Raw genomic sequence first — 13,428 nt, 5'->3', positions numbered from 1 at the left:
GTTACTGATTTAGGGAAATAGTATGCAGAAATCCCAAGCACACTTCCAAAAACATGCTTTAACCGAAATTTTCAATCGTTATTACTGGTTGCAAATTGGGCTGATTGCGCTGTCGATTATTATTGGAATTGGCTGTAGTGCTTGGGTGATTAAAGGTTCATTATTAAACACTGCATTAGAACAAGAAATGGCACATTACTGGTCACGGGTAGAGCGTGATCCACATGCCGATCTACCTGATACCAAAAACCTTTACGGTTATCGCTGGACCAGCAGTACCCCGCCTGAACAGTTTCAGAATCTGTCTTTAAATTTAGGCGTGCATCGGATCTGGGTGGATGGTAAAGAACGCATGACCGTATATGGTGAGAAGAATGGACAGCATGTGTTACTGGTCTTTGGTGAAAGTAACGTCAACAAGTTAGTCTGGTTGTTTGGTCTGGCACCACTCATGTTCAGCCTATTTATTCTTTACAGTTTTTTATGGTGGTCAAACCGACGCGCCAAACGCTATTTTTCGCCCATCACTCGACTCGCAAATGCTTTGGAACATATTGATTGGGCGCATCAAAATACGCAGGCATCCCCATTTCAAGATATTTATACCAATGGCAATATGGAAGCGGAATATCTGAAGCAAGCACTCGAAAAATATCATCAGGTGTTGAGTGAGTTTATTCAACGCGAACGCGAGTTCACAGGAGATGTCAGCCATGAATTACGCACACCGCTCACTATTTTAAAGGGTAACGTACAGCTCTGTCAGGCTCGATATGGGCAGGACAAGGTCTTTACCCGCTTAAATAATACCATTGATGATATGCAGCTTTTGGTTGATACGTTGTTAGCAATTGCCCGAAATACAACGCAGCATTTGGCATCAGAGCAGATGCTATTGTCTGAAATTATTGAGGATTTAGTCGATTCATTACAAGCGGTAAGTCAAAGCAAGGGTATAAGGATTGATGTGCAACAGGATACATCTGAGCAGCTTCGAAATCTTTATCCTTCCATGACCAAAATGGTGCTGAGTAATATCCTCAGAAATGCATTGAATTATTCGCAAGGATCAGACATTCACATCATTCAGCAGAAGCATAGCTTGTTGATTGCGGACAATGGCATTGGAATTAATCTGCCGAATGATGCCAAGGTACAGGAATTAAATAGTACTCAACTCGATTTTGAAATTAAAGGGCATGGTATAGGCTTACAACTGGTCGAGAAACTGTGTAAACAGCTCGGTTGGCGCGTGGAACTGTTTGATCGTGAATATTATTTGTCTGTTCATCCCGAACTTAATTTGACCGTTAGTACGGGCTTGGTTGTGGTGGTCTATTTTTATTAATATTCTCCAGATTCGACCGAAATTTTGACGCCGACACCCGAAACGGTATGTAGTAGTTTCTGTGGGAAAGGTTTGTCGATCATTTTACGTAGGTTGTAAATATGGCTGCGTAAGGCATCACTTTCGGGTTCTTCATCGCCCCATAATTCAATCATGATCTCTTGTTTGGTAATCACTTTGGGTGAATTGCGCATCAAAATTTTAAGTAGTTTGAACTGAATAGGTGGCAGTTCTATGCTTTGCCCAGCACGTGATACGGTCTGTGTAGCGCTATCGAGCACAAGATCATGAATTTGCAACTTATGATTGGCGACTTCACCCAAAGCACGTTTAATTAAGGCACGAATACGCATCACCAGTTCATTGAAATCGAAGGGTTTGACCAGATAATCATCGGTACCCGCTGCAAAGCCTTTGAGTTTGTCATCCAGTGTGTCACGTGCTGTGAGCATCAATACAGGAATATCTAAATTTTGTTGATTGCGAATCCACTCGCATAGGTCATATCCAGAGCCATCGGGTAAATTAATATCTAATAATAATAAGTTGTAGTGCTGCGATTTGAGTAATGTTTTAGCCGCATCTAGGTTGCGTGCATGATCAATCACATAGCCATGCGCTTCTAAAAACTCGCATACCGTAGCCGCCAGTTCGAAATGATCCTCGACCATGAGGATAAAGTGATTACTCATATGCTTAAAATCATGCCGATTAATTTAATAATTGTTGCTTTAATTTAGCATTAAATGGTGCAGCGCCAAACCAAATTTTAAAATATTGATTTGCATCGGGATTGCGAATTCCTCCTAGTGTTTTTTGATTTAACATCAATTCAAGCTTTTGATTTTCATGTTGATAGATCAAGCTATAGTAATCTCCCACTTTAACGGGGCGGTAGAGTTCAGTGATTTGATTCAATTCAGAGTTGTCATTAAAGCCAGCCACATTTTTTTTTAAAAAATAGGTGGCCGCCTGTTTAAATGCCCATTCTGGAATGTCGTGACTATATTTAAAATCTAAGCGGATGGTCTGAGTTTCCCAAGGCTTTTCGCAATTCACAGCATAATAACTCACCGTCCCTACATTTTTTTTGGTCACGATAAGAGGAGCAGTGCTACATTTTTTCACGTTGGTCGCAGCCGCGGTGAAACTCGCCATTAACGTCGTAGCACCTATCAATAGAATTAAGGTTTTTTGAATGGTAATACCCATTTGTAAGCACCTCCAAAGACTGGTAATGAACGATAGAGACCGTTGGCAGGATCCCAGTAATCTTGCTGGAAAATAATTTGTTGGTTTTGATTGATTTTGACTTCACTAATTCCATAGGAAGTCATGCTTTTAGTCCGCCCAAACATCTTGAAGTCATAGGCCATATACCAATGAATATAAGCTGAATCTTCATGATATGTTGCACTGATTAATTTAACGTTGACATTACTGACACGGTTATTCATACCATCAAAATGCTTGATCAAATCTTGCTTATTCGAAAACTGAGATAAGGTGTCATTAATATACAATTGATCTGCATACAGGCTGCTTGCCTGAGCAACAAAATTAGCTGTACCTAAGGCGTTGAAGGCATCGATAAAACGTGAGCCTATTTGTTGGGCTTGTTCATCATTGAAGGTGATGCCTTTGATGTTTTGATCTGCTTGACTGTAGTCATTGGTATAACTTGGAAGACTCTTACACGCAGTTAGACTTAAGACGGCGATAGTCGTTGTCAGTAGTGTCGTAAAGATTTTCATCACACTATTCCTTCGTTTTTATTTAATGTAAGAAAAATGATGTGAAGTGAATGTGAATAGTTTCTTCTGGAATACAGTGGATAAAGTTAAAAAATCACAAAAAATTCATGCCTATCTTTTTATGATCGACCCTAAACATAGGTATTCAATTCAATCAAAGTGAACGTGTGCTCATCAATAGTTGGATTTGAATATCATCCTGAAAAAAATAGATTTTTGTACGGTGTTGTATGCAAGAGGGTGTGGTGAATATGGCGAATCATGTTGTTGAACAGGACTTATCGAGAATCATTGAAATGGCTTGGGAGGATAGAACCCCTTTTGAAGCCATCCACAGAGAGTATGGATTAGATGAGTCTGCAGTCATTCGCGTAATGCGGCAGAATTTGAAATCTGGCAGTTTTAAATTGTGGCGTAAACGTATGGCAGGCCGTAAGACCAAACACCAGCAATTGCGATCACCTGAAATTAGTCGAGCTTATTGTTCACGTCAGTATAAGCATGCTTAAGTTAAATAGAAATTATCTAAACAGATCGTAGGTACTCATCTGCAATACGCCAGATAATGAATTGCATCCCTCGTCATCATGGTAAGGTGCAGTCACTTGTTTGATCGGGCATGGCGTTTACATCTTTCAGAACAATATTTGACTTCGTCCCAGCAACGTTGCCATTTTTTACGCCAAGTAAAGGGGCGTTGGCAATAGGCACATATTTTTTCGGGCAAATGTTGTTTTTTCATGGTGTTACAATTGATCTAGTTGATTCAGTAGTGACTGGGCATGAGCCATAATCTTTGCTTTGTCTTGCAGACGATCAAGAGTTTTATAGACCATAGACATACGTGGGTTGTGTCGAAGTAAAGCCTCATGTCTAAGCATAAAATACCAGTAGAGACTGTTAAAGGGACAACTGTCAGCCTCAGTTTTGGTTTTGACGTTATACGTACAGTGCTGGCAATAATTGGACATTTTATGAATGTAATTACCGGAAGCAGCATAAGGTTTTGTTGCCATTAAACCACCATCGGCATGCATCACCATGCCTAAGGTATTGGGTAATTCGACCCATTCATAAGCATCGGCATAGACAGCTAAATACCATTCGCAAATTTCATGTGGATGGACACCAGCCAAAAGTGCAAAGTTTCCCGTAATCATTAAGCGCTGAATATGATGGGCGTAAGCATGTTGAAATGTATTGCGGAAACATTCAGCCATACATGCCATCTTGGTTTCACCTGTCCAGTAATATTGGGGTAAAGGGGTTGTATGCTGGAGTGCATTTTGGTCACGATATTCAGGCATGTTTAACCAGTAAATTCCGCGAACATATTCTCGCCAGCCTAAAATCTGCCGAATAAAACCTTCCACAGCATTTAAGGGCGCTTGACCGTTATAATAAGCCGCTTCGGCTGCATCGCAGACTTCTTTGGGTAATAACAAGCCACAATTTAAATAAGGTGACAGTAGGCTGTGGAACATAAAATCAGATCCATAGATCATGGCATCTTGATAATCGCCAAAGTACGGTAAGCTATTCTGGATAAAATGATTTAAAGCCAGCAGTGCATTTTGACGCGTGGTCGCCCAGCGAAATGGCGCTATATTACCGATATGTTGAGAAAACTCCTTTTTGACCAGTTGAATTACATCTTCATCAATTTGATCACGTTCAAATACTAATGGGCTGGTCAGTGGTGGACTTCCGGACCATGCTTTACGGTTGGCTTGATCAAAATTCCATTGCCCGCCTATGGGTTGCTGTTGATGCATTAAATATTGAGTTTGCTTGCGCATTTCTCGATAAAAATACTCCATACGCAGGGTTTTATATTTTTTTGCCCATTGATGAAATTGCTCTAACCGGCAAAAGAAACGATCATCCTCTAAACAAACAACGGGGAGTTGCAGTGTATTACCCCATGAAGTCTCAATTTCATGCTGTAAACGATATTCACCTGATTGGGTCACGACTAGCGCCGTTGCAGGGAATAACTGTTGCTGACTCTGGATGAAATCGACCAGTTTTTTAATCTCACTGTCCCGTCTGAAGGTGTGATAACGGACTTTCCAGCCCTCTGCTTGTAACTCTTTGGCAAAGTGGCGCATTGCACTAAAAATTAACGCAATTTTTTGCGGATGATGTGCAACATAAGTACTTTCCTCCAGTACTTCCGCCATGAGAATGATATCTTCTGCGCGGTTTAAGTACTTGAGTGTGGCGAGTTGGTGATTTAATTGATCACCCAGAATTAAACCAAATCGCATAAGCAGTAGTTCATGAGGTGGAGTTCAAATCAGTGTAAGTCTTTAAATCTCAATTTTCTGTGAAGCAATGTTTTGAAACTTTAGAAATGATTCTGTAATGTGCTTATTTCTCAATTTAGTATTTTTCGATAATACAGCGGTCTAGTCTGTGTTTTGCATATAGGCTAAATCTATTGAAGTTTATGATGTCAACTCTTCTAATTCATGTGATAAGAAATCAAATATAAAAACACGCAGTAATACTTTTCATATAGAGAACTCTTCAATTGAAGAATCTTAAGGTTAATATTTCTAGTCATGTTTTCTTTTTTATTGACATGAATAATTCATCCTTACCCAGAACTTCGTGGTCGACCAACCCAACATAGTGGTAACTATGTAAACACCAAAGAGGTATTAATCCACCGAGGTATTGAGTTACTGACCGAACATGGAATGAATACTCTAAGCTTGGATAATCTGATGAAATTTGTCCAAGTTCCTAAAGGGTCTTTCTATCATTATTTTGTGAAGCGATTGAGGTAGTTTTTAACTCAAACGGATATTTCTCCATTGGGCTGGCTGCAACATTTTAAATAGAGAGGAGTTTTCTTTACAAAGGTGTCGTAGTCACGAAAGATGATTCAGGTTACAGGTCAAACATGACAGAGACTGCCTCAAAGCCTTTGCAAAAAGGAGAGGTTACCGTTGAAGCCAAATATTCAACATTAAATTAAAATTATAAAGATGCGTTAGCCATTATAGAGCGTTCTCCAGTGTTACTTAGTTATAGCGAGATGTTCAATTTTTATCAGATCTTGCGGCTTACAATAAGCCATCAAGGAAAAAGTTATTCTAGATTGAATAACTTTTTCCTAAGCTGAAATCTTTTATATCTATCTATGAATCTTTATTCTGCATGGCTTTCAGCGCTCTCAACTTCATCTTTGAAAAAGAATTTTCCTCTTCAATAGTCATGGCTATTGGAGATACCTGTTTACAGTCGTCAACTTGAGAAATACCCTGATAGCTTGTCACTAAACAGGGTGACTGCCAGCCCCAGCAGCATTAGTAGTGTACCAGCCAGTTTGATCATAGAAACAGGGCGTTCCGTCGCTCCCATCAATCCGAAATGATCAATCAACAAGGATGAGATAATCTGCCCAGCAATAGCCAAGCCTAACAGGGCAGACAGCCCAATTCTGGGTGCAAGAACAACGTAGCTAAGTAATGCGCATGAACCCAAAATTCCGCCCATGAGACTCCACCATGGCTGGGCGGGAATAGCAATCAATGACGCAGCTAAGCCACCACGGACCACCGAATAAATCCCAAGGCACATCGCACCAGCAGTAAACGAAAATAGTGCCGCAGCGACAGAATCTCCTCCGATGCCTTTGGCTAACTGACCATTCAAGGTGGTCTGCAAGGTAATCCCCAGTCCTGCAATGAAGGCCATGAGGTAATAGAGCGGGTTCATGCTATTTATCCTCTTTTATTTGGCTGATTCAAGAGGCAGAAACGTCTCGGCAAAAATGTCTTGCACATAGCCTGCAGCTGTAAAAAGATGTTCTCGAGATTCATCAATTGCTGCTCGAAGCCGCTCACTGTCGACACCCAGGACCTTTCCATCACGCTTTACAATTCGTCCAGCAATCATCACTGTATCAATATTGCTGCGCTCAGCCGCATGGACCACCGTACCAAAAGCATTGCCAGATGGATAAAGGTTAAGGTCTTCTGTTCGAATCAATATCAGGTCAGCTTGTTTACCTGGGGTCAGGCTGCCGATTTTGTCTTGCAGACCTGCACAAGCGGCACCATCTGCCGTGGCGGCTTGTAGAAGATTTTGGGCTTGTAGCGTCACTGGCGAATGCGCTGTACCACAGCATTTGTTTTGATGCATTCCCATCACACGCTGTAAGTAAAATGCCACGCGCATTTCCATAAACATATCGCTGCTGTAAGACGTTTCATTGTCTACACTCAAACCTGGTTGAATGCCGTGGCGTAAGGCTGACTGCATGGCAAACATACCATCTTCAATACCATAGTGAGCATCTGACCTTGGGCATACGTTTACTCGTACTCCAGCCTCTCGTAGAATTTTCCATCCAGCATCTGGCAGTGAAGTGCAGTGGTTAAAGATATTATCTGAACCTAGCTGTCCTTCCTGATGCAGCCCTTCGAGTGCAGCAGCCATGTCTCCACCAAAAAATTCAGTAATGATGGGTAAGCCCAATCTGCGAGCTTCAGCCCAGAGTTCAGGTTCTAGCTGTGCCATTACGGCCAACGATAGCAAGTTGTTGTCGCTGTCTTTGAAATATTTTTGCTGCAGGCGTTCGATATTGCTGGGCCAGTGCGCTTTGTCCCAGTCTCCAGATACTGGAGCACCAGAAGCGTGTACGGCACGAATACCAGCATCAAGTAATGCCTCAACAGCTGCATCGGAGTGAGCTGCAGTACGACTATTGTGCGAGTTATCGATTACTGTGGTGATGCCAGCATCAATACATCCCAGCGCTGTAAGCAAATTACCAATATACATGTCAGCTGGGCGATAGTATTTGGCAAAAGAATAGTGTGTCGCATTACAATAATCTTCTAGCGTTTCAGCATTCGGATTAATTCGGCGTAGTTGACCTTCCCATGAATGTCGATGCGTATCGACCATACCCGGCATTGCAATCATATTGGATGCATCAATAATTGCTGCACCATCGGCTTCTAGATTTTCACCTACAGCGGTAATTATTCCGCTCTCGATAAGAATATCTCCGCGAACCATATTTCCAATCACACTATCCATGCTCAGGACAGTGGCTCCGCGAATGAGCATTTTACTCGGGGAGGATTGGGACGGCTGCACTATATTTCTGTTGTAACCAGTCATCTTTATTTCAACTTTTTAAAGGTATAGTGAAAATTTAACTGAAGATATAATGCTGAAAAAGCTGGCTAAACTGTTTTTATTATTCAGTAAAAGCGAATAATCTAGAGGTGGGAAGGTAATACAGAGGCAAGGGAATGAAATTGGATCGTATACAGGCAATGCAGGTTTTCGTGCGCGTGGCAGAAGCTGAGAGCTTTATACATGCGGCTGAAACGCTCTCACTTCCAGCCTCCACAGTAACCAGCACAATTAAAAATCTTGAAAAATATTTACAGGTACGCCTGCTCAATAGAACAACGAGGCGGGTTAACCTCACACCTGAGGGGGCACAGTATTTGATACAGTGTCGGGAAATACTTGATCTAATTGAGCATGCCGAGTCCAGCCTGACGGACACCATGCAACAACCAAAGGGGCGATTACGGGTAGATATGCCTGCGGGCATTGCTCATTCGGTGATCTTGCCGAATCTCAAAGAATTTCAGAAACGTTATCCAGAGATTTATCTCATGATAGGCGTCAGCGATAGGCAAGTAGACCTGATCAAGGAAGGTGTCGATTGCGTGATCCGAACGGGGAGTCTAGAGAGTTCCTCGCTTGTTGCACGTCCTCTTGGTCAGCTTCGCTGGGTGACCTGCGCATCACCTGCATACTTACAAGAGCGCGGAACTCCACAAACCCCTGATGACCTCGCATGCCACAAGGCTATTCATTATTTTTCAGACCATAATAGACATGTGTGCGAAATGGACTTTGTCCATAATGGCGAGAAAAAAATAGTACAAATGAATGCTACTGTAGCCGTCAATGAGACTGAGCTTTATATAAAAATGTGTCTTGATGGATATGGAATGGTACAACTTGCAGAAAGACTGGTGTCGGAACATCTGAAAGAAAAGAGGCTCATTGCGGTGTTGCAAAACTGGTGCCCGTTGCCAGTAGCAGTAACTTTACTTTACCCACATCAACGTTTTCTTTCCCCAGCAGTCCGCGTATTCTCCGACTGGGTCGCAGAGCTCATTGGCGATAGTTAACCAGAATGACTTTAAAGTATAGTTAGCTGAACTGTACATCATCAATATAAGACGCTTTTAGAGTTAAATTTGCATATGACTTTCTGGTGTCAACCTATCCATAAGGGTTAGTTCAGCAATAAAATTCTCAGATAAATCAATCCTTACACGAAACGGCAACAATTTTGTCTACGCTATCTTTATAGTCTGAAGAATATGAATTCAAGGGAATCAAAAATAACCTTTTAATGTTATCTATTTTTTAGAACGAAGGGCTTAATTTGAAGGGGAATAAATTTTATTTTATCGCTATAACATGCCAAGTACAGTGAATTGCAAACCAGAAAATAAATTACACTTAGATCTAGATTACACGTGGAATTTCTCAAAATAATGCATTGAGAAATTAACTTACTCACTGAGGTAATCGCTCAAGTAGCCTTTCTCATCCCTAAATTTTAGCTCTAAGAAAGGCTACTTTTTTCTGAATTCACCCTAGCAGATTAGAATGAATAGGTAATTCCCAATTTTGCAGTACGCGGCTGACCCGGATAAACATAACGGTTAAATGCACTATCATCATATTCTTTATTCAAGACATTTTTGATATCAAAACTTAAACGGATGTTTGCGTCCATATCATAATAAGAAATGAGATCAGTTGTGCTATAGCTTCCCAAGGTGTAGGTACTATTTGCAGTTTGTCCTTTTCGACTTCCAACAAATCGTTGATTCACACCGAGTCCTAAGCCATTCAGGGAGCCAGATTTAAACTCATAAATACTTAAAAGATTGAATGAATCTTGCGGAATATTGGCTAAACGTGTGCCTTTCGCCAAAGTATTGTCTTTGCTGACAGCGGCATCAACATAAGCATAGTTGCCAATGATTTTCCATTCAGGGGTAATATTCCCCACAAGACTTAAATCAAACCCTTTACTGGTGACTTCACCTGCAGCAATATTTTTGGTGTCATCTTGCGGATCTTTTGTCAGCACATTTTCTTTTTTCACATAGTAAATGGCTGTGTCAAAAGAAAGTTGATTCTCTAACAAGGCATATTTGGTTCCCACTTCATAAGAAATGCCTTCTTCTGGATCAAAACTTTGATTATTACGATCCGCACCCGAGTTTGGCTTAAATGACTTACTGATATTGCTATACACCGTCAATTGATCAGTTAAATCATAGGTTAACCCAATACGAGGGATAAACGCGTTATTGTCCGTTGACCAAGATGTGTTATTTACAAAATTTGAATAATCATGCTTGTAATTTTCAAAACGTAAACCAATCAAGGTATTTAAACGATCAGTTAAGTGAATTTGATCCTGCACATAAATAGCTTGGCTTTTAAGCTCTTCACGATCATGCGTGGTGACATTCACAAGGTCAGGAAGGGCTTGTGATAAATAAGGCTGATTAATATTTAAATCAAAAGCATCTTTAGAACGGATAATGTATGATTTGTAATCATAATCTTCGAGCTCTACACCTGTAATCAAGGTATGCTTCAAATTAAATAAATTAAAATCACCAACGACATTTGCTTGGAAATTTTTATCAATCCAGTCTAAGTTACGCCAGTTATAGTTTCGGGTAATCACTTCTCCGTTGCTATCGGCTTTAACGCCGTTGGCTTCTACCGCATAGCCATGTAAGTTGCCATTCAAGTATTGAGCGCCAACATTCAGTTTCCATGCATCATTCAATTCATGTTCAATACGGAATTGCAGCATGTCATTGCTGTTATTTAAGCGGTTTCTGTCTTTTCCAGATTCCCACCAATATTCTGAAGGGTCAAATGAATACCTTTGTTGACCATCATAACGGGTAAAGCCACGGTCTAAAGCATGTTGATTACGCAGGAAATCGGCTTCCAAAGTGACTTTTGTCGCATCGGAAGGTGTCCACTGAATCACTGGAGAAATATCCCAGCGTTTTGAATCGACATGATCTCGGTAAGTATCACCATTTTCACCCATTAAGTTTAAACGATAGGTGAGGCTACCATCTTCCGTAATCGAGCCTGTGGTATCAACGGTACTGCGGTATAAGCCTTCATCATCAAGATTTAAACCGAGTACGGTTTTTCGTTCCGCTTGAGGGGATTTACTCACAACGTTAAAAGTACCGCCTGGATCACCACGACCATACAAACTTGAAGATGCACCTTTTAAGACTTCAACCCGTTCAACCGTACTACTGTCAGGTGCATTGGGATAACCACGGTTGATTGGGAATCCGTTTTTATAATATTCACCGCTGGTAAAGCCACGAGAGGTAAAGTTCGTTAATCCTTGTCCACCAAAGTTATTCGCACGTCCTACACCAGCCACATCCAGTGCTTCAGATAGTCGCGTCGCTTGGATATCCTGAAGTACGGCCTCAGTCACGACTGTTACTGCTTGCGGTGTATCTTTGAGTAACGTGTTGGTCTTGGTCGCAGAGCTAGAGGAATTCACTTTATAGTTGATTGAACCATCATCTGCTTGGCTGGTCGCCTGCAAGCTAATGGTTGGTAAGGAATTCACTTGATCATCAGCAAATGCAACGGTACAGCAACTGAGCGGCAAAATACTGAGTAATAGACGATGTTTCATCAAGGGGGATATCTATAGCTTTAAAATGAGAATGATTGTATTTATTATTTTATTAAAGTAAATATCAAACTGAGTTTTTTTGAAATAGATTCCAGAAAGATAGAACAGAAAGCGGGATGGCTCAACACATAAATTTTTTAAGACTCAGCCTTGCGCAGTTTAATTCAGCTTTATACTACGTTAGCAATGCTGTTTATTTTGAGTTATATGAATTTATAAAAAAGGTTGAAAAATAAACAAAATAGTCATCGGCAAAATAATTCTGGTCTGGATATTTTAAGATAAAGAAATTTTACTTTAAAAAGAGATTCACATTTCTCTCCACACAATCTCAACACAATATTGGCAGAAATTTGACACTCAGTTTTAACAATAGCAACCATCATTAATTTTCTTGTAGTTAGAATGAACAATCACTTTCATCTTAAGCTTTGTGCATTAGGGATGAGTGCAGCCATGCTTATGGGCTGTAAACAAAATGCTGAAGAAATTCAAACTGAACAGCCACCCGCGGTTGTGAGCGTGTTTACTGCACAGCATCAACCAATTCATCTTATTGAAAATCTTCCTGCACGCGTAGCAGCCTACCGAATTGCAGAAATTCGTCCACAAGTCGGGGGGATTGTGGAAAAGGTTTTATTTACACAAGGTTCTGATGTCAAAGCAGGGCAGCCGCTATTCAAAATTAATTCCGATATCTTGCAAGCAGATGTAGAGAGTAATCAAGCCACATTGCAACGTGCTCAGGCTGAAGTGATGCGTTTAAAATCGCTTCTTGCTCGTTATGAACAATTATTGTCAAGCCATGCAATTAGCCAGCAAGAATATAACAATACTGAGACAGCCTATCGTCAAGCGATAGCCGATGTTGCTCAACTAAAAGCAGCATTAACCAGACAAAAATTGAACTTAAAATATTCTACGGTTACAGCACCTATTTCTGGTCGTATTGGTCAGATTTTAGTGACGGAAGGTGCATTGGTTGGTCAAGCAGATACTAAGGCGCTGGCTGTCATTCAACAGATCAGTCAAGTTTATGTTGATGTAAAACAATCTATTAGTGAATATGAGAAATTACAAGAAGCATTACAACAAGGAACAGTATCTGATGTGCAACCTCAAGTCGTCATTTTAAATAGTCAGGGCAAGCCTTATCAAGCAAAGGGTAAATTACTGTTTTCAGATACTAATGTTGATCCCGATACGGGTGATGTCACAATTCGAATTCTCGTCAATAATCACCAGCAAGAGCTTTTACCGGGCATGTATGTGCGGGTCAACATTAATCGCGCTGTAATTGACAAGGCGATTTTGATACCGGAACAAGCAATTCAACATGATATGAGTGGCAAGACCAATGTTACCGTCATTAATCCGCAGGGGCAGGCTGTTGTTAAACCTGTTCAGTTAGGGCAGCGTTATCAAAGTAATTATGTGATAACCAGTGGCTTGAGTGCTGGTGAAAAAGTCGTGGTTGAAGGTGCAGATCGTATTCAGCCAGAGCAGGAATTAAAAATAAAAATCTGGCAACCATCTGTAGCTACCTCTGAAAAAGGAGCACATTAAAA

12 protein-coding genes and 1 pseudogene are annotated in these 13,428 nt (G+C 40.8%); 5 read left to right on the top strand and 8 right to left on the bottom strand.

Going from position 1 to position 13,428, the window contains the following annotated elements; translation table 11 throughout:
• Nucleotides 1–22: 22 nt before the first annotated feature.
• Nucleotides 23–1,348 (top strand): sensor histidine kinase, encoded by a 1,326-nt coding sequence (locus tag MKI85_RS12955; protein WP_241628178.1) that lies wholly within the window; start codon nt 23–25, stop codon nt 1,346–1,348.
• Here MKI85_RS12955 and MKI85_RS12950 read toward each other — a convergent pair.
• Genes MKI85_RS12950 through MKI85_RS12940 form a run of 3 tightly spaced genes read right to left on the bottom strand, consistent with a single transcriptional unit; the run spans nt 1,345 to nt 3,102 of the window.
• Entirely contained in the window at nt 1,345–2,040 is a 696-nt protein-coding gene (locus tag MKI85_RS12950) for a response regulator transcription factor (RefSeq protein ID WP_241628176.1), read from the bottom strand. The genes MKI85_RS12955 and MKI85_RS12950 overlap by 4 nt on opposite strands.
• A gap of 19 nt (nt 2,041–2,059) precedes the next feature.
• Nucleotides 2,060–2,560, bottom strand: coding sequence for a chalcone isomerase family protein (locus MKI85_RS12945; RefSeq protein WP_241628174.1), 501 nt, complete (start codon nt 2,558–2,560; stop codon nt 2,060–2,062).
• The gene (locus MKI85_RS12940) at nt 2,533–3,102 is read right to left on the bottom strand and encodes a nuclear transport factor 2 family protein (RefSeq protein ID WP_241628173.1); all 570 of its coding nucleotides are present in this window, start codon (nt 3,100–3,102) and stop codon (nt 2,533–2,535) included. The genes MKI85_RS12945 and MKI85_RS12940 overlap by 28 nt, the downstream gene beginning before the upstream one ends.
• Nucleotides 3,103–3,353: 251 nt before the next feature.
• Here MKI85_RS12940 and MKI85_RS12935 point away from each other — a divergent pair, with 251 nt between their 5' ends.
• Nucleotides 3,354–3,611: a TIGR03643 family protein gene (locus MKI85_RS12935; RefSeq protein WP_241628171.1), complete on the top strand. Its 258-nt coding sequence runs from the start codon at nt 3,354–3,356 to the stop codon at nt 3,609–3,611.
• A gap of 92 nt (nt 3,612–3,703) precedes the next feature.
• Here the strand turns inward: MKI85_RS12935 and MKI85_RS12930 are convergent, their stop codons facing one another.
• A complete protein-coding gene (locus tag MKI85_RS12930) occupies nt 3,704–3,844 on the bottom strand; it encodes a DUF2256 domain-containing protein (RefSeq protein WP_241628169.1) in 141 nt (46 codons plus the stop codon).
• Nucleotides 3,845–3,848: 4 nt separating this feature from the next.
• The gene (locus MKI85_RS12925) at nt 3,849–5,372 is read right to left on the bottom strand and encodes a cryptochrome/photolyase family protein (protein WP_241628167.1); all 1,524 of its coding nucleotides are present in this window, start codon (nt 5,370–5,372) and stop codon (nt 3,849–3,851) included.
• Nucleotides 5,373–5,689: 317 nt separating this feature from the next.
• Here MKI85_RS12925 and MKI85_RS12920 point away from each other — a divergent pair.
• Nucleotides 5,690–5,894: pseudogene (locus MKI85_RS12920) on the top strand (TetR/AcrR family transcriptional regulator); the annotation flags it as partial.
• Between the two features lie 463 nt (nt 5,895–6,357).
• Here MKI85_RS12920 and MKI85_RS12915 read toward each other — a convergent pair.
• Both MKI85_RS12915 and MKI85_RS12910 read right to left on the bottom strand, forming a co-directional pair.
• Complete coding sequence (locus MKI85_RS12915; RefSeq protein WP_241628165.1) at nt 6,358–6,831, bottom strand: DMT family transporter; 474 nt, start codon at nt 6,829–6,831, stop codon at nt 6,358–6,360.
• 15 nt (nt 6,832–6,846) lie between these two features.
• Complete coding sequence (locus MKI85_RS12910) at nt 6,847–8,244, bottom strand: amidohydrolase family protein (RefSeq protein ID WP_348637243.1); 1,398 nt, start codon at nt 8,242–8,244, stop codon at nt 6,847–6,849.
• 134 nt (nt 8,245–8,378) lie between these two features.
• Between MKI85_RS12910 and MKI85_RS12905 the strand changes: the two genes are divergently transcribed.
• Nucleotides 8,379–9,278, top strand: a complete 900-nt coding sequence (locus tag MKI85_RS12905) for a LysR family transcriptional regulator (RefSeq protein WP_241628161.1) — start codon at nt 8,379–8,381, stop codon at nt 9,276–9,278.
• Nucleotides 9,279–9,760: 482 nt separating this feature from the next.
• Here MKI85_RS12905 and MKI85_RS12900 read toward each other — a convergent pair whose 3' ends face one another.
• A complete protein-coding gene (locus MKI85_RS12900; RefSeq protein WP_241628159.1) occupies nt 9,761–11,860 on the bottom strand; it encodes a TonB-dependent siderophore receptor in 2,100 nt (699 codons plus the stop codon).
• 405 nt (nt 11,861–12,265) lie between these two features.
• On the opposite strand from MKI85_RS12900, the gene MKI85_RS12895 reads away from it, so the two are divergent.
• Nucleotides 12,266–13,426 (top strand): efflux RND transporter periplasmic adaptor subunit, encoded by a 1,161-nt coding sequence (locus MKI85_RS12895; protein ID WP_241628157.1) that lies wholly within the window; start codon nt 12,266–12,268, stop codon nt 13,424–13,426.
• Nucleotides 13,427–13,428 lie beyond the last annotated feature (2 nt).

The organism is Acinetobacter zhairuonensis (assembly GCF_022601715.1).
In the GTDB taxonomy this organism is placed as follows: domain Bacteria; phylum Pseudomonadota; class Gammaproteobacteria; order Pseudomonadales; family Moraxellaceae; genus Acinetobacter.
The sequence above is the reverse complement of the archived record's forward strand: the minus strand, read 5'-3'. Positions and strand labels throughout refer to the sequence as shown.